A 23463-nucleotide genomic window follows, 5' to 3' on the forward strand; every position below is an offset into this window, starting at 1 on the left:
CAACATGGCAGATACCGTAATTGTCACAACCTCCGTGCCGGCGGCCACGTTTTCCGATATCGGCCTGTCGGTACCGGATGAGAAAGATATCCTCGATGGGCGATTAAGCGATCTGGATGATGCGCTCGGCGGCGGGATGAGCAAGAGCCTGACCACTCCGCAGGGGCAAATCGCTATGAGCGAAACAGCCATCATCGCGGATAAGAACGATCAGCTGCTTTCAATCGTTAACGGCATCAACCCCGATTACGCCACCGGGAGATTTCAGGATGCTATTGGGCGCATCTACTTTATCGACAGGATTGCGGCTCAGGGGACCACGGTTACAGCCACCGCTACCGGATTAGTTGGCACGGTTATCCCTGCCGGAAGCACCGCGCAGGACGATGCAGGTTACATATACTCTTCACTGGCCGATGCGACGATTCCCGCATCGGGTGCGGTGGATATCGTTTTCCAGAATCAGACAACAGGCGCTATTGCCTGCCCGATTGGCTCATTGAATACGATTTACCGCGCCGTAAACGGCTGGTCTGGCATCACCAACGCTGCGGCAGGCGTGCTGGGCAACGCAGTTGAATCCCGCGCCAACTTTGAGTATCGCCGCAAGCAATCAGTAGCCCTGAACGCAAAGGGAACGCCTGAGTCTATCTATGCGGCCGTGCTCGATGTTGACGGCGTGGCAGATGCCTATGTCTGGTCAAACCATACCGGCGCAACGATAAACATCGGATCCACGAACTATCCAGTACCAGAGCACAGCGTTTATATCGCCGTCTATGGTGGTGAGCCTGCTGATATTGCTCAGGCAATCTACGTGAAGAATCAGGCAGCGTGCGGCATGGTGGGTAACACATCCGCAGTCGTGACCGACACGTCACGCGGCACCAATATCTCACCGCAATACACGATCACCTGGAACACGCCGACACAGACGCGCACCTATTTCAAAGTGCAGCTTGAGAACGTATCAACACTGCCATCTGACATCATCGCGCAGGCTCAGAGCGAGATTATCAGCGCGTTCAATGGTAACAGTGACCTGGTATCCAAAGCGCGCATCGCATCCAAGGTGTTCGCCGGTGGCTACTATTCGGTGCTGAATAACATCGACACCACATCAGTCAACGTGCTTTCCGTTCTGGTGAGTATCGACGGCACCAACTACGGAACGTCAGTCGAATACGGCGTTGACCAGATTCCATCTCTTGATGCTAACGACATAAGCGTGACGCTCGTATGAATAATGTGAGAGACACAATCCTCACGCAATACGCCGCCAGCCCCAATCTACGAAGCCTGATTGAATCATTCAACACCACGATGGATATGACGGAGTTCACCGATGAATTCCTGACGGCCATTTGGGATGTTTCCACGGCTACCGGTTACGGGCTTGATGTGTGGGGGAAGATAGTCGGCGTGTCCAGGCTGCTTAACGTTCCGCAGCAATCAACATATTTCGGGTTTGATGAGTCCTTCACAAGCGCAGGCGAAGACTCACCTAAGCCATTCAATGAAGCACCTTTTTTTGAGGGGCTTCAGCTAACCACAACCGTGCGACTGGCTGACGACGGATACAGAAAGCTCATCATGGCTAAGGCGATGGCAAACATCACCGACTGCACGATACCCACTCTAAACAGCGCTCTACATTATCTGTTTGGTGAAGAAGGTGATGCTTTCGTGGCTATCACCGGCGTGATGTCGATGAGCTATGTATTCAACTTCAACCTTAGTGACGTTGAGTGGGCGATATTGCTGAACTCCACCGCCATAGCAAAGCCTGCAGGCGTGAGCGTCAACATTATGTCCCTCGACTTCGACAACACATTTGGCTTCGCAGAGGCCGGGCTACAGCCATTCGAAAGCGGCACCTTCTTCCCTGATTCAGGAATTAAAAATGCAAACCAGCTCACAGCCTAAACTTTTACCGGTTCCTTTCGCCAATGGCGGATCTAAACAGGATATCCCGAACGATTCACAGATTGGCATCACTGCGGGTCGTGCATCTTATACTGATGGATTTCCCCCGCTGACCAGAACGCCACTGGCTGCCGGTGGTGTGCCACCATTCAGCACCGACTTTAACGGCGTGCTGAATGACATTACCGCAGCTCTACGATGGGCTCAGGCGGGCGCAGGTTATCCGTTTAACGCGACATTCAACACGGCGATCACTGGATTCCCGAAAGGGGCGAAAATTCCCAACTCCACCTTTGATGGTTTCTGGCTAAACACAACTGATGGCAATGCCGTTAACCCGGAAAACACCACATCTGCGCTTACTGGATGGGTGCCAACAGGTTTCTATGGTGTAGCGGCATTGACCGGGCTGGCTGGCTCTAGCGTCACGCTGACCACGCTCCAGGCAGGACGAGACCGCATCACACTGGCTGGAGCCCTTACCGCCAACATCAACCTGGTTGTTCCTGCATGGATTAAGCGCTGGGAAATTATTAATAACTGCACCGGGGCGTTCAGTGTCACAGTTAAAACACCTAGCGGAACTGGTATTGCAGTGCCTGCAGGCGTTAGTGCAATCCTTCAGGGTGATGGAACGAATATTGTTCGCGGATCGAGCCCTGGCGCTCTATTGAATGTCCAGATGTTCACTTCATCCGGAACATACACCCCTACTACTGGAACGAAGCAGATCATCGTTGAGTTAGTTGGTGGAGGTGGTGCGGGTGCAGGTGCAATTGCAACAACATCAACCCAAATTGCAGGCGGTGCGGGTGGTGGTGGTGGCGGATATGCATCATCACTTATCACTTCGGTTCCTTCTTCTGTTGCCATAGCGATAGGAACCGGAGGCGTTGGCGTGCAGAGTGACGGGGGTGGAGCAGCATCTGGGGGTACTACTTCATTTGGAACACTTCTTCAAGCCACAGGCGGTGGAGGCGGCGGCGGCACAGGCACCACACCAGTAACTTCAGGTAGTACGCCGGGTCAGAGCAGGGGAGGTGATGGTGGAGTTGGTTCAGGTGGAAACATATTGAATGCTAAAGGTGGCTTCGGTGATAAAAACCTTTTCACTGTCACATCTTCATCCATATCTGGAGGCGGTGGATCTTCGAGGTTTTCAGGAGGTCCTAGGGCTATTGGTGGCGCATCTGGAGTAGGAACGGATGCGATACTCGGTGCGGGTGGCTCTTCTGCTCAGTCTTCCGGTGGCGCAGCGGCGCAGAAAGGCGGAAATGGCGGCAATGGCTTTGTTATCGTTTGGGAGTATTCATAATGGCTACATACGCATTAATTCTGGATGGAAAGGTACTAAACACTATTGTATGGGATGGGCCTGAAGAATCACCCATGCAGTTTGATGAAGGAGTTACGTATGCATTGATTCCGGATGATGCGGGAAACTACCCTTCCACAGGTTGGTTGTATGATGGCGCAACATTTACGACACCGCCTCTGACTGATGAAGAAGCAGCTGCTCAGAATCAGCAGAAAATTGATAACAACATTGCCACCAAAGCCACTTTGATAGCTCAGGCAACGATTGCGATCGCGCCACTTCAGGATGCTGTAGATTTGGATGAGGCGACTGATGTGGAAACTGCTTCTCTCAAGGCTTGGAAACAGTATCGTGTGGCTGTAAATCGGATTGATGCAAACACTGCTGATGATATCGACTGGCCTGTTATGCCTTCATGATGGATTGCCCCGGCAAGATCGGGGCTTTCTTCTTTACCTTCCTCAAAATCCGCATTGCAATAATCAGGCATCCTACAAGCCCTGATAACATCAAAAAGCCCATCACACCAACCACGAATAAAATCACCTCCATAACTTCCTCTCATATGTACCATTCAAAATTAAATCTCCTTCCTGCACATGTACTTCACAAATCAATTGTTCGATCTTCTTGATCAGTTCTACCGATCAATAATACTGTATGTAAATACAGTAACTATCAGGGAGGCCAAACCATGCCCCGCGATTCCGACATACCCATAGCTTTCACCGACGCTATCAAGCGAGATGCTTCTGGCTGCCTGATGGTGACCAGTTCAGCGTTCCGCACCAGCCTTGCGGCCGTAAACCATTACTGGACGCTTGATCTGTGTAACAAGTGGATTGTGCGTCACCAGACTGGCTTTAAGGACGTGACAGAAGGTGATGCTGACGATCGCACCTACTATCTGCGCAACATGGGGAGGGTTCTCTAATGGGATTTCCTTCACCGGCTACCGATTACGTTGAAGAGCGCATTAATCTCAACCGCATATTCATACCTAATCCGGCGAACACATTCATGATCGAGACTGCGACTGGTTACATGCTGGTTGACCGGGTGGCTAAGGTTTCGCCAGGTGATTTGGTCGCTTTCCAGATGGAAGGTAACCCCATGCTCGGGAAGTGGTACCCGAAACACCTGATGACAGAGGACGGTTTGATAGAGGGCGAGCAACTGGAAGAGGTGATTGTGCTGGGTGCGGTGACGGTGGAAGTGCTGACTTTGGATGAGAAGTGGCGGCCGACGATTTGAGTGGGACAGATTTGGGACACACAAAGGTTTGAGACCTTTTCCAAGCCTTTGCATGTTTTGGCATCGTGGGACGTGTGAGCGCGGTCAGATGCGGTAAGTTGTTGTGTTAAAAGGTGGTTCTAGGAACTTCTAAGCCGTAGGTCACAGGTTCGAATCCTGTAGGGCGTGCCATTTTACACAACACATTTCAACTGAACTCTCCTTTATTTCACCTTCATTTATTCACTCAAAATTTCACGATTAATTGCATGAAACTGAAGCTTATTAAGATAGTTTGATAGCGAGTATTGCCTGAAGATTATGTAAATGAATTATATAAAATAAATAATATTAAACCGCTTAAAATAATCTAAATGAGAGGCTCCGGTTCGAGTCCGGCCTTCGCACCAACAGTATGTAAATGGACCTCAACTGAGGTCTTTTTTTTTATGCCTAAAATCCAGTCCCCGCAAGGCTTTGCCCCGCTTTTCAGTCAACCGACGTCAATCTGAGTTACCCCACATCAACATGCTTGTGAGTATAGAACCGAGTATTTATGCTGGTTCGATAATGCTTATATACTCACAGCAGCATATGGAAGGAATACCATCATGGCCCTGACTGATACCAAGGGGCGTTCGGCAAAACCCGAAGCAAAGGAATACTCGCTAGTAGATGGCGACGGCATGTTTTTACTGGTACACCCTAACGGCTCCAAATACTGGCGCTTTCGTTTCCGCTTTGGGGGTAGACAACACCTGATGGCTTTTGGTGTTTACCCTGAAACGTCCTTGGCTGATGCTCGTCAAAAGAGGGAGGAGGCCAGGAGGCTTGTTGCTGCCGGTGTTGATCCCCGTGAGCATAAGCGTGCAGTAAAAGAAGAACAGGCTAAAGAGGTCGTCACTTTTGAATTGGTTGCCAGAGACTGGCACGCAAGCAATCAAAAGTGGACTGAGTCGCACAGTGGCCGTGTTCTTAAAAGTCTAGAAGATAATCTGTTCGATGCGATTGGTAAGCGGAATATTGCCGAGCTAAAAACCAGAGATTTACTTATTCCCATCAAGGCCGTAGAGATGTCTGGACGTCTTGAAGTGGCGGCGCGTCTACAACAACGAACAACAGCCATTATGCGATTTGCCGTGCAGAGCGGTTTAATTGACTACAACCCCGCGCAAGAGCTCGCTGGAGCGATTGCCACAGCTAAACGGCAACATCGCGCTGCGCTAGAACTTAATCGCATTCCTGAACTACTTCATCATATCGACACATATACGGGTAGACCGTTAACACGCTTAGCTGTGGAGTTGACGTTATTAGTTTTCATCCGTTCAAGCGAGCTCCGTTTTGCCCGTTGGGTAGAAGTGGATTTTGAAACTGCTATGTGGACGATCCCGGGGGAGCGAGAACCACTGGAAGGTGTAAAGCATTCACATCGGGGATCGAAAATGCGAACTCCTCATCTTGTTCCTTTATCCCGCCAGGCTCTGACCATTCTTGAAAAGATCAGAAGCATGAGTGGAAACCGAGAGCTGATCTTCGTTGGTGATCACGATCCGCGTAAGCCGATGAGTGAGAATACGGTGAATAAGGCTCTGCGAGTGATGGGTTACGATACAAAGGTTGAGGTATGCGGGCATGGTTTCAGAACCATGGCTTGTAGTTCGCTGATTGAGTCGGGTTTGTGGTCGAAGGATGCGGTAGAGCGGCAGATGAGTCATCAGGAGCGTAACTCTGTGCGTGCGGCTTATATTCATAAGGCCGAGCACTTAGGGGAGCGTAGACTGATGGTGCAATGGTGGGCGGATTATCTGGATGCTAATCGGGAGAAGGGGATTAGTCCTTTTGATTTTGCTAAAGTAAACACGTAAATGTGTCCGGGTAGCGTTTGCTACCCGGACACATTTAATTGAATTGACCTGCTCCCCGTTGATTAATACACCGCGATGTTAGTAATGTCTTCATAAGTCACATGAGGACATCCCCATGAAGAAGCGATTTTCCGACGAACAGATCATCAGTATTCTCCGCGAGGCCGAAGCCGGGGTTTCAGCCCGGGAACTCTGCCGCAAGCATGCTATTTCAGACGCTACCTTCTACACCTGGCGCAAGAAGTTTGGCGGCATGGAGGTTCCTGAAGTGAAGCGGCTCAAGTCACTTGAAGAGGAGAACGCCCGTCTCAAGAAGCTGCTCGCTGAAGCCATGCTGGATAAGGAGGCGCTTCAGGTGGCTCTGGGCCGAAAGTTCTGACGACAGACCAGAAGCGGGAAGCCGTGGAAGTCATGTGTGAGACAACGGGTCTGTCGCAACGCCGTGCATGCAGGCTGGCGGGTCTGTCCCTTTCAACCTGCCGTTATTCGGCTCAGCGTCCGGATGCTGACGCGCAGCTATCTCTGCGTATCACAGAGCTGGCACTTGAACGTCGCCGATTTGGTTACCGGCGCATCTGGCAGTTATTGCGTCGGGAGGGCCTTCACGTCAACCACAAGCGGGTTTACCGCATCTATCACCTTAACGGTCTGGGTGTAAAACGCAGGCGACGCCGCAAGGGTCTGGCGACTGAGCGGCTTCCGCTTCTCCGCCCGGATGTGCCGAACCTGACATGGTCGATGGATTTTGTCATGGATGCACTTGCCAGCGGCCGACGGATTAAGTGCCTGACCTGCGTGGATGATTTCACGAAGGAGTGTCTGACGATCACCGCTGCTTTCGGTATTTCAGGCGCTCAGGTCGCGCGTATTTTGGACAGCATCGCGCTGTTTCGTGGCTATCCGGCAACGATAAGAACCGATCAGGGCCCTGAATTTACCTGCCGAGCGCTCGATCAGTGGGCTTTTGAGCATGGTGTAGAACTGCGACTTATCCAGCCGGGTAAGCCAACACAGAACGGATTTATTGAGAGTTTTAACGGACGATTTCGGGATGAATGCCTGAATGAGCACTGGTTCAGCGATATTCTTCATGCCCGGAAAATCATTAATGACTGGCGGCAGGACTATAACGAGTCCAGACCTCATTCATCGCTGAATTACCAGACGCCGTTTGAATTTGCAGCATGCTGGCGAAACGGGAAACATGAAGAAAAACCAACCGACATTACTAACTGAAGGTTGTATCTAATACTGGGGGCAGGTCACCTGAACTGCTGGGAGGTAGATGCCCTTGAATGAACACCATGCAGATTAAATGGTGCTAATCTTATCATCTTTAGCCATCACAAGCCGATACCTGATGCAAAAAGTGATGTGCGATGTAGGGCGTGTCAGTAAGCTTCGGAGCGATCTATCAGGGCGGGGTCAGTCCATCAACGGCTCGGAAGTGTCTAGATTATCCTTGATGATTCAGTTGGATAGGTAAGCATCATCGCAGTACGGACAGCGTCACTGAATTGCTCTAGAAATTTTTTATCCGTTTTTAGCCTGTCACGGAGTGACTTTGTTAGCTCAAGCTGCATCCCTAGTCGGCTAATGCCTCGATTGCAGATATTGTTAGGTTCTCTTCCTAAAAATTTTGAGTTTATTTCAACTAAAAGCTCTAAAGGTTTCAATCTTTCCTTCAAATTCACTTCAAATGTTTCACGGAGGTTTCCTCCAACCCAGACTCTTTCTTTCGGTTCTGTTTCGGGATCTCTTGCACCATGAATAGCCAGAACCGTTTCTACACTTCCTAATATTTTCTCGCATTGTGGTTCATCGAAATTAGTGCTTGTTATGTGAAGGGTTCTATTATTATTGGGTTTATTTGCATTGAACGTATAGAGGGATAGATCTTTACGAGAGATGGCTAGAGATATATCTGTTGTCCCTGTTTCTAGCTTTCCTCCATGTGGAGCAATAACCGCATATACACTGCTACGGTTTTCTATTTCACAGCTGATGTCAAAACTCCCATCAGGCTCATTTTCTTTTAAATCAGTGAAACAAGAGTATATGTCTTTATTCATAATACCTCATTTAATTGCATGTGAATAAATGCTTGGTGTCTTTGATTTTCTTAGAGGGTACTGTTCATGATGCCTCTGTACGTCGGGTTAGTGAGCGAGACAGACTGCAATACCGCGTTACGCTTTAGTTTTCTGTTCGCATCCTTAGCTACTCCTGTTGTGGCATCGTAACTGAACGAGTGAACACTGAACAGTTAAGAACAAACATAGCCCATTCCGGCATGATCTTTTAGGTTATTTCCTCGATAATCCATCCTTTAGATACAAGTGCATCACGTAGGTCATTTGAAACTCGGTTTTCGTTTGCTGCGAGGCATAATAATTTCGTTGGCCGAGACATTGCTACGTAAAGGTTGCGCATTTGTGCCTGCTGAGTTTTTGGAAGCTTTGAAATGTTTTTGGTCGCCGTCCCTGCCAAATACTCGAGCCCCAGAGCAACATCGAACTTACGACTGATCCCACCGTAGGATTCCAGTATTAAAGATGCAGCATGAGTTTCGCCTTTCATCCCTGCAACCGTACCGAGCCCAATGTCGAGGATCCTTCCCTCAAAACTAATTTCACATCTACCCGAGGTAGAAGTGTTCAGTATCTGCTTCTCGGCTGCGTCTTTAAAGATACCCAGTCCCTTGAATATTTCAAGGCTTAGCTCATCGGGAAAGTATGGCTTTAGTTGCGTGTAAAGCAGATTTATTAATGCATGTTGATAGCCATCTGAACAAAGTTCTTTTCCGAACAATGCGAGCTGCCGTGTTAACTTATCAATTGTCCCTGTGGGCGTAACAGCCTTTGCCGCTCGTGGAAGTATTCGTGCATCATGAATGTCTTGCACAAACGATGCCCCAGCTGCACGTAGAACTAGCAATAATGCTCTGCGAACGTCAGAAACTCTGGAACTCAACGATGTTTCCTTCAAAGCCCCTTTACAGTCCCCGACAAGACTCCAGAAACTTTCAAGGCGTATTCCTGCAGTAAGCTTGTCTCCGCCATATGTTGGACAGTAATCAAGAAGGTGACGACCTGCATCAACGTTGCCCTCGCCGGTTTTGCGAGCGCTCATCGCCTTAACCTCTCGAGCACCAATGTTGTCTTCGCTTAATTGGCTAATAACGATTCGACCAAAGCGTTCGACCACTTTGATTGCATTATCTGTTTTGTACAGGAGCAGGACTGGCGCATGGACATCTTCGGCCTCTCCAACAACAGCCTCACCACTAACACGGACACACCCTACAGCATCGGCAATTGCTTTACCAAACCGCTTGCTGGTACTTATGCATCCATATCCAGCCCTAGGGAATGTGAGTAATTCAGCTTGTTCTTCATCGGAAAGAATCTTCTGATCGATGTCCCCAAAACGCTGCATTACTGACCGACCATTGAAAATACTATTTAACAAAGACTCTTGATCCCAGGAGGTATCTTGCATCTCGTCGATGAACACCATCGGGAAGCGACGATGGGCAACATCAAGAAGCCTCGGGCAGGTCTGGAGCGCTAGGTCAGCAAATGCAAACATGTCACGATGGCGAAAAATACCCAGAGAAGACAGAATATTCTTTAGCTCAATCAAAGAGCTGTAAGACTTTGTATGCGATGCGGGCAGGCTGCCACTTTCAGCATGCACGCTAAGCGCCGCCGTTCGATAGAAAAGCGTAGTGGCGATACCTTCACCATTCCTCTGGTTTTCCAGATAAATGCGAAGGCCTGCAAATTTTCTAGTTAGCAATAGAGAACGAGCTTTATCCGCGAACACCAGATCATCAATGACATCAATTTTTTCTCCCAAGCTACGCAGTATGGGCATTGCAAAGAAATGATTGACGAAGCTATGGATAGTACCGATGAAATGGGGGTAGCTCAGAAGCTGAGATCCTTCGACCGTTCCCGCCAGGCGATGTGCAATCTCATTACGAGCAACGTTAGTATGACTTAGAACACATATGCCTCTTCGTGCATGAGGCCATTTCCTAGCCAGCAACAAAAGTTTTGCAGCAAGCAGCGATGTCTTCCCACTCCCAGGTACTGCATTAAAATCACGCGATCCGTTTTCAAGTAGGGCAGAACGACGTTCAGCATCGTCAAAGTTCAGGTCTCTGGCTAGCGTCGTCAGTTCGACTAAGTCGTCTGGAGACAGATGGACAGCACTCATTTTTTATGATCTCCTAGATACCGTTTGTTGCCGCGTTAGCCGGAACGGTAGAGCTTGCCGACATGGCTGTTGTTACTGCCGCAGTAGTTGCACCAGTCGATATGGAAGCTCCGGTAACAGCCCCCGTCAGCGCAGAGGATTTGGATTTTAGATCTATCGTCAGGTGTGATAGTGCAGTTTGTACGTATGGAGGTAGTTTATTGAACAGTTCGTCATTTGTGCCATACGCGCCTGTAGAAACCAGCTCAGCTGCATACTGAGCAGCTATGGCTTTCGAAGCTTTTTTCTCTTGAAGAGGTTGATAAATAATTGCAGCGAGAGCTTCGTCGGAGTGACCCGCAGCCTCCAGCGCTAACCAGTTCGTTTCTTCCGCTGCGAGTGTTTCAACTTCGTCGCTTTCTTCTAACCTTTCATCGCGTGACTTAGCCTTTACGGCAAGAGAAATGGCCAAGTACATCAGCTTGGCGCAACCATAGTGCGCGAGATCATATTCTAGTGTCCACCTATCTGAAACGCAGACGATCGTGTTACCGCCTTCCGCTCGGTCCTTCTTGTTTTGCACCACTTGCTTAATTGCATCAGCGTCATAATCCGAATCGAAGCGTTTACCCTGAGCGGGTTTCGAAACGTAGTTTTTTGCTACATCAGGCACAATGTCCCGGTCTGTCAGGCATACGACCGGTATTGGGATATCCGGGCCGGTGCCTTCTCGTTGGAGAATGCGGGCGTAATGGTAAAGCCCGGTATTTCCAACGTTAACAAGTGATACACCGTGGTTTGAGAATGAGCGACCACACATCTCTGCTATAGCTGGGAGCAAGATTGCTTCAGCAGGTCCTTCCACCATCATGACACCGCGTGCAAAAAACAGGTTAGCTTTGGTTGCATCGATGAAGCGGCGTAGGAAAGAGTAGTCGGTGCGCTTAAGTTTCGTTTTACCGACAGCTAAAGGGAAAGTCTGTGCCTTGTGCACCAGTGTTATATCTTCAATGCGTGCAGTTGATACCAAAGAAGGGCTGTGCGTCGTCATAATAACCTGAACCCGCTTATGCGCCTGATCATCGTTAGAGTGCTCTTTCAGGAGATCCATTACACGCTCTTGCAACTGAGGGTGGAGATGCGCCTCTGGCTCCTCAACGAGAAGGAGGCCCAGTTCTTCGCCATCTCGTAGCAGCACCAGTTCAGTAGCCATAAACAATGCATTGTTATACCCAAGACCGCGAGCGCAACGAGCGTCAGGATCAATGTGTGTTCCGGGGAGCAGCGACAGCTCGAACTTCTCAAGAATAGGCGTGAGTGCTAGATTGGGGGCGATACGGATGCGCGACTGAATTGCATCTCCTGAAAATGCAAACTGGCTCAAATAGTTGTCATTGATGTCCTTCTCTACACTTTTGATGACTTGATGCTGACCAAGATGGTGCTGAGTAAACGCCATCAGGCCGACTAATCGCGTAGGAATGTTAGCTGGCATTGTCTGATCGAAGTCGTTTACTTCCTGGCCAGCAATAAGATTATGGGCACCAAGAATCTGGGACAAACGTGATTGGCGCCCTGAACTTAACTCCGCCTCAGCATCGCGTAGGGGCCTTAAGTAAGTTGCCCGCACCAGCTCTCTTACCGCGTAACCCACTTCTGGCCCGCTGCCATTTACTCCAGTTCGCACAATTGTTTCAACACGTGAACGCTTAGTTGCCTGGGGCGGATGAAAGCGTGCCTCAAGATGTAGAATGAGAGAGCAAGCTCCATCTTCACCAAGGGTCAACCATTCTAGAACTGAAGCCTCCTGGTCGGCACTTAGCCCACATAGAGTGGCTTCAATGCAAAGGGTATTAGAACGAATTGCGCCGTGAATGTGAAAATCTTGCTCGTAGAGCCGAATGTTTTCATAACTGGTCGTCAGCAACACTTGGCGAATAGCATCAACGATACAGGACTTTCCTGCATCATTTTCTCCCACAAGGATGTTTAGCCCCGGATTCAGCTCCCAGTCGAGTGCAGGTGCGGATGTATTATCTCCAAAAGCACGATAGTTGCGTGCGCTGATGTGCTTCAAATACACGTTCTCTCCTTAATCGCATTCTCTCATTTCATGCATCGTGGATTTAACGAAAGGATGGCATTACGTTCTGAGTCTAAATTCGTCAAAGTGCCGGGAAATGAACTTTGACGCGCGGGATTCGCAGCAAAGAACCTTCCAACGTTACATAGCGGAGATCGTCTTTTGCTTCATCCGACAGGTGGATAATGCCATCAAGAATAAGCAGGTGGCCAGAATCCAGCAGCGTATGCAAATCCGCAGCAAGGCAGATGCCGTTTTCCACACTCGCAGTGCCGCCACTTGCGTGACTTACGATATGTGCAGCCTCAAGAGCAAGTCGTGTACCGGTAATGGCACACTGATTTTCCCAGTTAGACATCACTTCGCGTCTGAAACGCCCTTGTGCTGGGCGGATCTCCACTCGAGAGTACTTTTTTTCATAACCAGAAAAATGCGGTACCAATAGCCGTTCGCGCTCTAACTCACTTTTATATTGCGAATAAAGCTCGCCATTTTCCATCTCGTCAAGCTCATCGTCGCGCCAGCCAGCATTCAACAACTTCCTACGCGCGGCATTGTAGTCACGGACGGATTTATCCGACAGGTCGCCCCGACGCTCCAGCACAACGCTATGATCACCGCGCCGGACAGACTTTGTTCTGTCACCGACCTGCATCGCCTCCCCGCCGGATTCAGCAATAAGGTCGGCACGCCACGCGGCGTGGAAAATGTTCTCGCCCACGTATTTGTTCGCTGCCGCTGCGCTGCTGAAACGCTCTCCATCTACGTATACCCAATATCGCCTTTTTTTCATCCGTTCGGCTTGTTCCGGTGTATAGCGTTGTGTCATCAACATATACCTTTTAATTGTTTTCCAGTAGAAGTGGTGAACATCATGAGGCAAGTCTAATTCTAAATGGGACAGGATTTCGCGCCCGGGTCATTGCCCATGTAGACGCGAGTCTCTTTCATAAGCCATTATTAATTATAATTTTCAGCGCTACCGCCATTGGTTCACGGTGCGGTAGCGCGATTTTCTCATCAAAATGATAGGGTTTTTGACAAGGGCAAGGTTAATTGCGCAAGTTGCGACTGAATAAGCATCAGTTTTTGCTTGTTGTCGCGTATAGTCTGGCTTTTCGCGGTCAACTCAGTGACAACCTGTTCCATGTTTAAGATTTGTGGCGCAAAAAAAGCAAACATTTTTTCATCAGAGTTAAGCAGCTCATAGATATCCATAAAGGGCTCTTTAATGATTTTCACCATCGAAGATTTCACATCTTCTAATTCCCGATCGCGCTCGTGTGCTTTATAGGCGTCCCATAGATCGGAACCAATCGTAAATGCCGCGCCCGCTGGGCCTGCCCATTTGGCAATGCCTCCAGCCAGTTTTGTCGCCTCCCAAGGTTTAAATTTGTAGACATACCCTGTTAGTTTGCCAATGGTATCGCGTGCTGCAAAAATCGTTGTTTTGAGGGTGGTTGGGCTAATTTTCGACACGCCCTCAAAAACCCCGCCTATAGAGCGAAACGCCCCTTCACTCAGACCACTTAAAAAGCTTTCACTGGAGTTTAACTGGCGAGTAATATCATCAGATAAGCGCTGCGTGACCGATGTTGACTGATCGAAAAAGCGATCGACAGAGAGCTTAATACGCAGGTGAAGCTTAAAGCCAACCCCTTCTTCGGAATAGCCCAGCTCATCATCCATGAACGGGCGAATGTCTTCAAGGCCAAGTGGTCGTAGCTGGCTCATGAGCTGTTTTTCCATCAGGTTAAGCTCTTCAAACAGTTCACGCGCCAGGCGCTTAACCTCTGTGCGACTGTGCATGATATCTTTACGAAAGCGGCTTGTATCTTCGTCGTTTTTTTCAACAAAGGCATTTAATTCATTGAGCTGTAACCTGGCCTGCGTAACTCGCTGATTTACAATATCCTTCACAACGTCCATGCCGGTTTTAGCCAACAGTACTTCAGGTACATTGGCTTGCAAAACCTTGGCCGCGGTGTTTTTAAGATCGTTAATGCGCGAGCGGCTTTCGTAATGCTCAAGTTTGTCGAACCAGAACGATAGACCGCGACCGTTAGGATTTGAAGAAATACAGACGATTTGCAGTTGTTCACATTCTGCTGCGCTTAGATTAGAGGCTCGTTGCAATTTTCCTTTTAGATTCTCTTTTTTAATTGCCGCCTGTTCTTCAAACAATGCTGGGTTGGTTAGGTTAGTCACCTCATCCATTTTATTAATTACAAAGATGGTTGAAGAGAGTTTATTCAGATCGCGTAATACCCACTTTACGATGTCACTGTGGCTTTCTTTGAGTGGATTGGTGGCATCAACCACATAAAAAATCATATGCGCTTCAGAAATATAGCGTTTGGTCATGTCTTCATACATGACCTGTTTGCCATCGACTTCGCGCTCCTTATCGCCAAATAGCCCCGGCGTATCAACAATCTCGCATTGACCTGGAAGACCTTCAGGCTTGTAAATACTCAGCCGATCAGATGATTCATCCATGGAAATATTCATATCTTCCATTATCTTACCCAGCCAAGCGGCGATGACACTGGTCTTGCCATCCGAAAACGCCCCAAGCAACGCAATACGCAGCACATCAGATTCGACGGAAGAAATGCTGGAGGCTATTTTTTGCAGATCTTCACCTACGTCTATATCCATTTCGCTCAGCGTCTCTAACATGCCTCGCAGTTGTAATAGCGTATCAATAGCCGCTTGTTTCTCAATACTGAACTGTTTGAATTGTTCCATAAGGCATCTTCTCAAGTTGATTTTTAAGTCGCGTTATTCGGGCAATTTGCGTTTCAAAAATAGTTATCGGCTGCTGTAAGGCACTCTGCATATTATTCACTTTTTTTAGCAGGCCACTCTGCAGCTCATTATCTATCGCCAAAACCAGTTTACGGGCCTCATCGCTCACACCTTCTAGCGCTTGTTCCCTTGCACCCTCCAGCTTGTCACGCACTTTTCCCTGCGCTTTGCGGATTTTTGAGGATTTGCTGGTTAAAAGGCCGATTGCAGTCATCACTACGCCCACCAACGCCCCGGCTATAGCACCAATAGCTGTTCCTATTACCGGAAATGCGCTGCCGATCGTGCCACCCGTCATCGCATACGTGCCAATTTTGAAGGCCATCGAGCCAAAATCGCCTAATCCAAGGTCGTAGCCTAGCGCCATATCACTGCTGAAATCGATGCCGCCGCTACGATCAAAACTAACGCGTTGTTGAAAATCTACATGCTTGATATCTTCCAGCAGACGTTCCACCGCCTGGAGCATCAGCTGCTGTAATACCTCCACGGCATTTTCAGTATCTTTCAACATTTTTTCCTCAACTATGATGCGACGTTTTTTAAATTCGCGCTGAATCCGTTGAGAAATCGCATCGCTATCACCGAAATCGTCTTCGACTATATTGTCACTGTCTTCTGCCAGTTCGTTGAAAAAGGTATTCCACCGGTTGCGACGATTATTTACAATTCGACGTTCAAACTCAGCAATTGCCTTAGTGAACGCTACCCGACATTTATCAAACTCCGGTTCCGTCCCTTTCAAGAAGGACCGATGTCCGGCTAATTGTGTTTCCAGCACAGTTAAGTATTGCCCAAGCGTTTCACGGACCTTGCCTTTGTTACTTTCGACAATATCCTCCCGGAATGTAGCAACCTTATTTCTGATCGTCTGGGCTACGTAATCGATTTGACTGAATTTTCGCATTTCCTGACGGTCAGAAAATACGTCTGAGAACTCCTGCTGAGATATAGCCAGATTGTGTTCCCGGGAAGTATGAATGGTTGTACTTTGCGTACTGTCGTCATAAGCCAGCGCCGAAAATGCCAGCAGGCCCTGAACACAATGGCCATTTTGGAGCACCTCTTTTCCCAGGACCGGAGCCAGAACGTCAATGGTCTGGCGAAGTGCGTCGTCAGCGCCGCCCTGCCTGGTAAGATCCGAACGATCCTCTTCGAACTCATAGGCTTCGGAAAAACCACGAACGTTAACCAGGGGGTAAACCTGTGTGCCATATTCCAGATATGACTTAATCTTCTCTGCGGTTGCCGTTTCTGGTTTTTTATTGGTGCCGTTGACGTAAACCACCATATGAGCTTGCGCAATAGCTTCTTTCACAAGGTGAACGTAGCGTGCCTCATTACCTTCAATCCCCGGTACGTCAATCAGTTGAAAGTCTCTATCGTCGATATGTAGCGTGTAATGGGTGTTGCCTTTGGTAAAATCTGACTCACCAGTACCAATAATCAAGCCATCAACACGCGTTGCCGTCGCTTTTAATTTCTCCGTCTCAATGATTGACTGGATAAGACGTGGCAAACTCTGATCCAGTAATTGATGAATGTTGATCGTCGATTTTAAGTCGTTGAGAGTGGTATTTTCCATGCGTGCAGCACTATCCTCTGCAATATAAAGAGCATCACTCACTTTTAATTCCTCGCCAGCATATTTATCAACACCACCGCTCCAGCACCAATAATCATCCCCACAACTGTAGTGATGATCAAGGCTATCCGCGCCTTTTTGGTAGCTTGCTGTTGCAACATTTGCAGACGTGTTTGGCTTTCATTTTGTTCTAGCAGATGACGTGCTTTACTGGCCTCTTCTTCCATTTTTAATCGTAAAGCGCTTTCATTAGTCATGATTTGCTGTAGTCGAATAGCAGAAAAACTGATAGCACTAATTTTATCGGTTACATCGCCATAGACCTGCCCTAAATCACTGCGAAATTGGGTTAGATTCTCGTGAAGTTCTTGCTCAGTTTTGAGTAGATCGTTTTGATTTTTTTTCAGAAATTGTCGGCGAGAGGTTTCATCAAACACGATTCTTAGAGATTCGATAATAGTGCTTTTTCCCGCGTTGGTTTCGCCAAAAAACGCGAGTGTAAATTTATCCCACTCGGCATGTCGTTGCAGGTAGTCTAACTTCTGGTTGAAATTATCCTGAAGAATCTGTAGTTGCGCTCTCATCACATTAAGCTGTTTTTTACCATCTTCGTTCTCGACATGAAGTCCCGAAATATCAGCTAGTGTTTGCTCAATGTTACGTCCTACATCGGCATAAAGCCGGTTGAAGTCCTCAACGCTATTCATATTAAATTCTCATTAGTGGTCTATTTTAGCCAGTGTGGTTTGCCATGAGTTCTACCCATCAGACTTACTTGTTGCGGTTTTATCTCGTGGCAATTTTATCGTTATAGCAAAAGTAAATTATTTACTAAGAAAGTTACTGTGCGAGTGTGCTGGCTAACGGAATTTACAGTAGCCGCTGTGCAAAGATCCCAAGAGATATTGTTCATACTCATTCTCCGATACTTCCTTCCACAACCGCCTGCCTTTGAACATCACTCACCGCATCACCAAACGCGGCCAAAAACCATTTCAGCATCGCGCTATCAACCACGGTGGCGGAAATTTCCAGTCGCTCTTCACCAATTTCCCGATGCGTTTGATCGGTTGATAGCGGAGATTCAATCAGGTGGAGCCCAGCAGCGCGGTCAATCTCGAAAGTAAGGAAAATCATTTGCCCTTCACCAAATCCAAAGCGTCCGTCGTCGTCATATTTTTTTAAGTTGAATTCGACTGGTCGCTCGAAGGTAAAGGTGCTGACGCTCGCGGATAGAATACGGTTGAGCGCAAGACTGCGTTCGTTGTTGTAACCTTCGAAGCGGCAAACCAGATAGAGGCGAGGCCCTTGCTGCGCCAAACCCAATGGCATCACTGTGTTTTCGCTTTCTTTGCCGCCCGCATTGCGATAGGTGATGCGTAGTAAGTGATTGAGATACAGCGCCTCACTGACGGATTCAAACACACCTTCAGCGATGGGGGGCGGCAGTAATGGCTGGCTCGTTGCCACGATACGCACTTTATCCGGCCACTCCGCTTCCAGGCGGGTAGGGCCGTTGTCATGCAAATTACGCTGCGCCTGGGTAAACAACCCGGTCATGGATTTAATGAGCCGGGTTGGCAAAATAGGTTTCAGATGTGCTTCCGCCATCGCTAATAGCAACGATTCTTGCGGCGTCAGCATTGGAAGTGAGACGCCACTTGAATTTTCAAGCCAGCGATAGCCATAAGGGCGGTTGCGGTCGTCGCAATCAATATCAAAATGTTCGCAAAGCATCTCCAGATTACGCTGAATAGTCCTTACATCGCGCTCGATTCCAGCATGCTGCAGTTGCTCATGAAGCTCTTTTGCCGTGGTTTTTCTACCGCGTGGAATTCGGCGCAGAAGTTCAATAGCGAGCACGGTAGTCTCAATGGTTACAGGTCTTTTAGCCATTTTGATTTCCTATCAAATTACTCAGTGCAAAAAGCCAATCGCCGGTTTTTCGCGTTTCTTCATCCAGCACTCGGCTTTCAGTGCGGCAACAAAAGCCTCTGTCGAACTCACTGGCTTAAATTGGTGCTGACGTGCTACCAGCGCAAAATCGCCGGGTGTCAGGTAGTCCAGTTTTGATATTTCTTTCATGTCAGCAGATTGCGGTTCATTGAGCTGAAGCTCACGAGAGTAAAGATTCAGCAATGCGACCGCCTGGTCATCACACAAATAGTTGAATCGCACCTTAATATCGAAACGACGTAGCGCCGCGGCATCCAGCACATCAAATCTGTTCGTGGTGGCGATCAGCACACCTTCAAACAGTGCCATCTGGCTTAACATTTCGTTGGCACTACTCACTTGCCAATGGTGCTGAAACTCGTCGCGTGCGCTGAGAAAACTATCAATCTCATCAATCAGCAGGATCGCATTGTCGCGATGCGCTTGTTCAAATAACGCCGCAATGTTCTGTTCACTTTCACCAACGTAGCGGCCAAAAATCTGTGAAGTCTTGCGTTCTATAACGACCTTATCTAACTGCTTCGCAAGCCAATGTGCCCATGCCGTTTTACCCGTGCCCGAAGGGCCAGAGAGGCAAAAACGCGCTGAGTGGCCAGGTGTCAGAGCTTTACCAATCTCATCGAGTGGGTTATCACAATTGATAAATGCCGTGTCATACAACGCGGGTATTTGGGCCGCAACATGGTTTTTTATCGGCTTATGCCCCTGAGCCTTTAGGGTGTTATTGATTAAATACATTAAAGTCTCAGGGCGTTTTTCCTTTGAGAGCTTGTCGCCAATGCCCGAGAGGACGTTTGCTGCCCGGTTAATAACCGCAGGGGCCAGATAAGAGGCCTCCGCTAATAGGGCAACAGCGCCTGGTACCAGTATTTCGCCACAAGCCTCTTGAATGATCTCTGTCCGCTGATGACGTGGTGGGGCATTGAGCTCAATGACCATGTCAAAGCGGCGTACCATTGCTGGATCCATACAATCAATGTCATTGGCTACCCATAAAGAGGGAACCACATTCTCTTCCAACAGACGATTGATCCAGGCTTTCGCTATTGGAAGTGGACTGCTGTTATGTATCCCGGGGCTTTCGACAAAAACATCTTCTGCCTCATCGAGAAGGATGATGGCTCGTTCGTCGATGAATAAGCGCTGCGCAGCACGCCAGGCACGTAAACGACGGCTGCCACTGATCGGGCGCAGGGATTCATTCTCACTGCTGACTTCATACAGGGGAGTTTGCAACTCATTGGCAATCAAACGACAAAGCTGGCTTTTGCCGCTACCCGGTTGGCCATGAATCAGGATATTGACCCCGATACGTTGGGTGCTCAGCGCATGATGCAACCACTGACGCAGAATATTAACTGCCGGGATGTGGGCATAATTATCAAGCTTCAGATGGGCTGGCCCACAGATGTTGATCATGCCTTGCAGGAGACGCGATGGACTTGTCTCACCTGCATAAAGGCGTTCTGCCAGGGTGGGTGAGAATAGTTCAAGTTTATTGCGTAGTAGATGCGCGCCGTTCATTTCAAGGCTAACCAGACCGGTTTTGGTCAGAGTGCTGGAGGGGCCAAGTGCTTCGCGTACCTCGGTTTCGGTGATATCCAAAGTCATCGCCAGTGTGCGATAAACTTTGGCGGAGGTGAGTGGCCCAAGCCACTCCGTGACGTCGTCAAGCAGCCTTTCCTGATGGAGCTGTAATGTGAACTCTAGAATAGATTTTTCAGCGCTGTTCAAGCCAATACGCGTGGCAAATCTGCTCACTGCAGTTTGAAAAATAGAAGCCTGGGTTAATGAGTTATGCTGTTCAGCATCCTGATAATGTTTGCGTAATCTCTTCAGCAACGAATCGTGATCCTGATGGCTCAGGTTAAAAGTATGCTCATTGTTGAGGTGAAGATAATCAGCCAGCGGTTGGCTACTGAATCCATGCTGTGTAATAAACTGTTTGTGTGCGCCCAGGCGAAATAGTATCCGAAAAATCCACTGCTGCATTTTGGTATCCTGATAATTCATTTCAGCGACTTCATTTACTTCAGCAGACATGACAGTGTTCATATTCTTCTCCTTTCAAAAACGCTATTTTTATCTTGCGCTGAGACATTTTGTGTCGCATGAAATGAAAAGGTTTTTTTGGGGTTTTGGCTGTTTGCGACACAAGATGTCGCAAGCGTATGAATGGGTTTTTCTTAAATGAGATGAATGCTTATTTGTTTTTTTTATAAACCCCGCCATTCTTATATTTTACGTTATGGGTTTTTATATATAGAAACGCATTTTTTTAATCATAGATGTCGAAATAAGTGAGCTGGTATGGTATGGATATTTATCTAGTGGGTGGAAATTTTACATCCAATACAGCCAGAAGGACACTGCTCATCAGGTATTTTAATGTCTTGAGTGAGTGGAAAAGGTGAATGGGTCTTCGTGAAAAATGATCCGGGATATTGACTTAATGATAGCGGGGGATTCGACAGCTGCAGCCTTGACTAGCGAACCCTCATGACCCTGACTTTGAATAGGCTCCAACAGAAGTCAGTTTATCTGAATGTGGGAATTAAATCAGGTGACTTCAATAAGAACGCGGATGATATACATATCTTTTGATAATTCATCCCTCGCAGCTTTGCCTGAAAAACAAGGCTGCTAAGGTGGAGGGGAAATTAAAGACAAATTAGCGATGGCGTGATGTTTTGTAAACCATCAGTAAAATAGCGGATTTTTTCAGGCAGAGTCATTGATAGCGAACGTTGTTATTTATTCATAATCGTAATAACCAGTCAGCTCAGCTTCTCGCTTGTGACTTTTATCCAGCGTAAATCCAGTAGCTATCAACGCCATCATTAGCGGTATGATAAACACCGCACTAAGAATAAAGTAATCTTCTTCAAAAGCCCATCCTTTCTGAATACTGGTGGCAATCAGCAGTAGTGAAGTGCCAAGCATAAAACTACAGCCAAACAGGCTGCCAACCTTTTTAATACTTTTTAAACAAACAGGGCTGTAATTATCCGTACACCGGGTGAGTTCACTGTGCATCTGAAGAAATAGGACCTGCTCGCCTGCACTCTCTCTGGCAGCCAGGAGTTGACCACGCTGTCCGTTACGAACTGCCTTCGCTGACCATTCCATCATCAGCCACTGATAACCAGCCGTCCATGTATCGGCTATTCGCATGTTTTGCCAGCTCCGGATTTTGATACCTGCTTTATTTTCCTTCAGTGAATCCATCAGCAAATGAAGGCTTTCCCCCTGCAGGTTGCCCGTCCAGACGTGTCGCAGGTCAGCGGCCTTAACTTGCTCCGCAGACAGCAGTACGTCTATCTTCTTACCCAGGTGATGAACTTTTGAGCTCATTCCTTTAAAGCAGCAGACAGGCATTCTGTCACCGCCGATTATCCGGTTGCGGGAAAAGAGCAGTGCGCAGGCATATTCGCAGAAATTACGGCTATCGCCGTTGTGCAGTTCGGCAATGATTAGCAGGCGAAATCCGCTAAATGACGAGTCTGCCCATTCCTGCACCAGTGACAGGTCAGGCACTTCTTCAAAGTAGCGGAAACTGGCCTGTTTCAAAGAGGCATGGGCAGACTGAATCAGCGATGTTAAGTCATCGCGTACAGACTCCGCGTTATTTCCGACGTACAGGAACAGTTCAGGGCGTTCGGTTCTCGCGTCAATATGCTTCAGATCCAACTGTTCCAGCAGGCGCTGAACCACAATTTGCATTCGGCTCATGCCTGAAGTTTCATCATCTTCAACGGAAAGTCTGAGAGAAATATCGCCATCCACGGGCATTTCTCCCTCGAGCTTGAGCATTTTGAGCGCTGCGTTATCAACCGGAAAGATCGATGCATGTTCAGCTAAACGAATACATTCAGAAGCTCGGGACTTCCAATCTGACTCGATGCCGCTGTACGCAAGTTGCATGAAAATTCGCCAGATACAGATAAGGTGAAAAACAACAAAGCATAGCGAAACAACAGCAGAACCTGCCGCCACAGGCAACGCCAATAATCGCCAGATAAGCAAGCTGAGAGTTAACGGCTCACTTTCAAGCGTAAGGGCACTGAACATCAGCGTAAGAAGGGTGGCCCCAATAGCCACAAACGCCGTAAACAGACGGGGAAAACGTGTCTCCGTTTTGCCTGGATAGGAAAGCAGCGGCTTCCAGAAGTATTTCATTTACCGTGCTCCCGCTTCGGGCAAAGAGGTTAACAGCAGGCATCCACACTTCGCTTTGCAGCGATCAGTAACGACGCTGCGACCGTTCATGATCCAGGCAGGATGCCCTTCAATTGCAACCGTTTCACCGTGCTGACTACACTGTGCTTTGTCACCGGTCAGCATGACCGGCTTACTGTCGAATATTTCTCCGCTAGCTTCGGTAACGCAGCCGCCCGACGAAAGTCGGTCTCCCAAACGAATGACGCCGTCCATGTAATTTCTTCCTTTTAATTTGTTATTCATTTCTGCGGGAATTCAC

19 protein-coding genes are annotated in these 23463 nt (G+C 48.2%); 8 read left to right on the forward strand and 11 right to left on the reverse strand.

Annotated elements, in window-relative coordinates; all coding sequences use genetic code 11:
- The first annotated feature begins 4 nt into the window (after positions 1 to 4).
- From ACXI0A_RS06830 to ACXI0A_RS06865, 8 genes are all read left to right on the forward strand, one after another.
- The gene (locus ACXI0A_RS06830) at positions 5 to 1243 is read left to right on the forward strand and encodes a baseplate J/gp47 family protein (RefSeq protein WP_476149716.1); all 1239 of its coding nucleotides are present in this window, start codon (positions 5 to 7) and stop codon (positions 1241 to 1243) included.
- Complete coding sequence (locus ACXI0A_RS06835; RefSeq protein ID WP_476149714.1) at positions 1240 to 1926, forward strand: baseplate wedge 1 family protein; 687 nt, start codon at positions 1240 to 1242, stop codon at positions 1924 to 1926. The genes ACXI0A_RS06830 and ACXI0A_RS06835 overlap by 4 nt, the downstream gene beginning before the upstream one ends.
- Positions 1904 to 3241, forward strand: a complete 1338-nt coding sequence (locus ACXI0A_RS06840; protein ID WP_479485203.1) for a glycine-rich domain-containing protein — start codon at positions 1904 to 1906, stop codon at positions 3239 to 3241. Before ACXI0A_RS06835 ends, ACXI0A_RS06840 begins: the two co-directional genes overlap by 23 nt.
- Entirely contained in the window at positions 3241 to 3663 is a 423-nt protein-coding gene (locus ACXI0A_RS06845; RefSeq protein WP_476149710.1) for a tail fiber assembly protein, read from the forward strand. The genes ACXI0A_RS06840 and ACXI0A_RS06845 overlap by 1 nt, the downstream gene beginning before the upstream one ends.
- 275 nt (positions 3664 to 3938) lie before the next feature.
- Complete coding sequence (locus ACXI0A_RS06850; RefSeq protein WP_476149709.1) at positions 3939 to 4178, forward strand: hypothetical protein; 240 nt, start codon at positions 3939 to 3941, stop codon at positions 4176 to 4178.
- The gene (locus ACXI0A_RS06855) at positions 4178 to 4498 is read left to right on the forward strand and encodes a phage repressor protein (protein WP_479485204.1); all 321 of its coding nucleotides are present in this window, start codon (positions 4178 to 4180) and stop codon (positions 4496 to 4498) included. The genes ACXI0A_RS06850 and ACXI0A_RS06855 overlap by 1 nt, the downstream gene beginning before the upstream one ends.
- 590 nt (positions 4499 to 5088) lie before the next feature.
- Entirely contained in the window at positions 5089 to 6345 is a 1257-nt protein-coding gene (locus ACXI0A_RS06860; protein WP_476149705.1) for an integrase arm-type DNA-binding domain-containing protein, read from the forward strand.
- A 115-nt stretch (positions 6346 to 6460) separates the two neighbouring features.
- A protein-coding gene (locus ACXI0A_RS06865; protein WP_476148337.1) for an IS3 family transposase occupies positions 6461 to 7581 on the forward strand; the annotation gives its coding sequence in 2 pieces (ribosomal slippage) (positions 6461 to 6719 and positions 6719 to 7581; 1122 coding nt in all).
- A gap of 215 nt (positions 7582 to 7796) precedes the next feature.
- Here ACXI0A_RS06865 and ACXI0A_RS06870 read toward each other — a convergent pair.
- The 11 genes from ACXI0A_RS06870 to ACXI0A_RS06920 all read right to left on the reverse strand — a co-directional run bounded on the left by ACXI0A_RS06870 (position 7797) and on the right by ACXI0A_RS06920 (position 23447).
- Complete coding sequence (locus ACXI0A_RS06870) at positions 7797 to 8417, reverse strand: poly-gamma-glutamate hydrolase family protein (RefSeq protein ID WP_476149703.1); 621 nt, start codon at positions 8415 to 8417, stop codon at positions 7797 to 7799.
- Positions 8418 to 8646: 229 nt separating this feature from the next.
- Positions 8647 to 10569 (reverse strand): UvrD-helicase domain-containing protein, encoded by a 1923-nt coding sequence (locus tag ACXI0A_RS06875; protein WP_476149701.1) that lies wholly within the window; start codon positions 10567 to 10569, stop codon positions 8647 to 8649.
- Positions 10570 to 10582: 13 nt separating this feature from the next.
- Positions 10583 to 12631, reverse strand: coding sequence for an AAA family ATPase (locus tag ACXI0A_RS06880; protein WP_476149699.1), 2049 nt, complete (start codon positions 12629 to 12631; stop codon positions 10583 to 10585).
- An 82-nt stretch (positions 12632 to 12713) separates the two neighbouring features.
- Complete coding sequence (locus ACXI0A_RS06885; protein WP_476149697.1) at positions 12714 to 13460, reverse strand: HNH endonuclease; 747 nt, start codon at positions 13458 to 13460, stop codon at positions 12714 to 12716.
- A gap of 191 nt (positions 13461 to 13651) precedes the next feature.
- Entirely contained in the window at positions 13652 to 15382 is a 1731-nt protein-coding gene (locus tag ACXI0A_RS06890) for a LeoA/HP0731 family dynamin-like GTPase (protein WP_476149696.1), read from the reverse strand.
- Complete coding sequence (locus tag ACXI0A_RS06895; RefSeq protein WP_476149694.1) at positions 15354 to 17069, reverse strand: DUF1269 domain-containing protein; 1716 nt, start codon at positions 17067 to 17069, stop codon at positions 15354 to 15356. The genes ACXI0A_RS06890 and ACXI0A_RS06895 overlap by 29 nt, the downstream gene beginning before the upstream one ends.
- A 2-nt stretch (positions 17070 to 17071) precedes the next feature.
- Entirely contained in the window at positions 17072 to 17734 is a 663-nt protein-coding gene (locus ACXI0A_RS06900) for a dynamin-like protein LeoC (protein ID WP_476149692.1), read from the reverse strand.
- A 208-nt stretch (positions 17735 to 17942) separates the two neighbouring features.
- Positions 17943 to 18923 (reverse strand): WYL domain-containing protein, encoded by a 981-nt coding sequence (locus tag ACXI0A_RS06905; RefSeq protein WP_476149690.1) that lies wholly within the window; start codon positions 18921 to 18923, stop codon positions 17943 to 17945.
- A gap of 21 nt (positions 18924 to 18944) precedes the next feature.
- On the reverse strand, positions 18945 to 21038 hold the full coding sequence (locus ACXI0A_RS06910; RefSeq protein ID WP_476149688.1) for an AAA family ATPase: 2094 nt from the start codon (positions 21036 to 21038) through the stop codon (positions 18945 to 18947).
- Positions 21039 to 21737: 699 nt separating this feature from the next.
- Positions 21738 to 23162 carry a hypothetical protein gene (locus ACXI0A_RS06915; protein ID WP_476149687.1) on the reverse strand — a complete coding sequence of 475 codons (1425 nt, stop codon included), beginning with the start codon at positions 23160 to 23162 and terminating at the stop codon, positions 21738 to 21740.
- Entirely contained in the window at positions 23163 to 23447 is a 285-nt protein-coding gene (locus ACXI0A_RS06920; protein ID WP_476149685.1) for a PAAR domain-containing protein, read from the reverse strand. It abuts the gene before it with no gap.
- Positions 23448 to 23463 lie beyond the last annotated feature (16 nt).

Source organism: Pantoea sp. C1E2, from assembly GCF_056491465.1.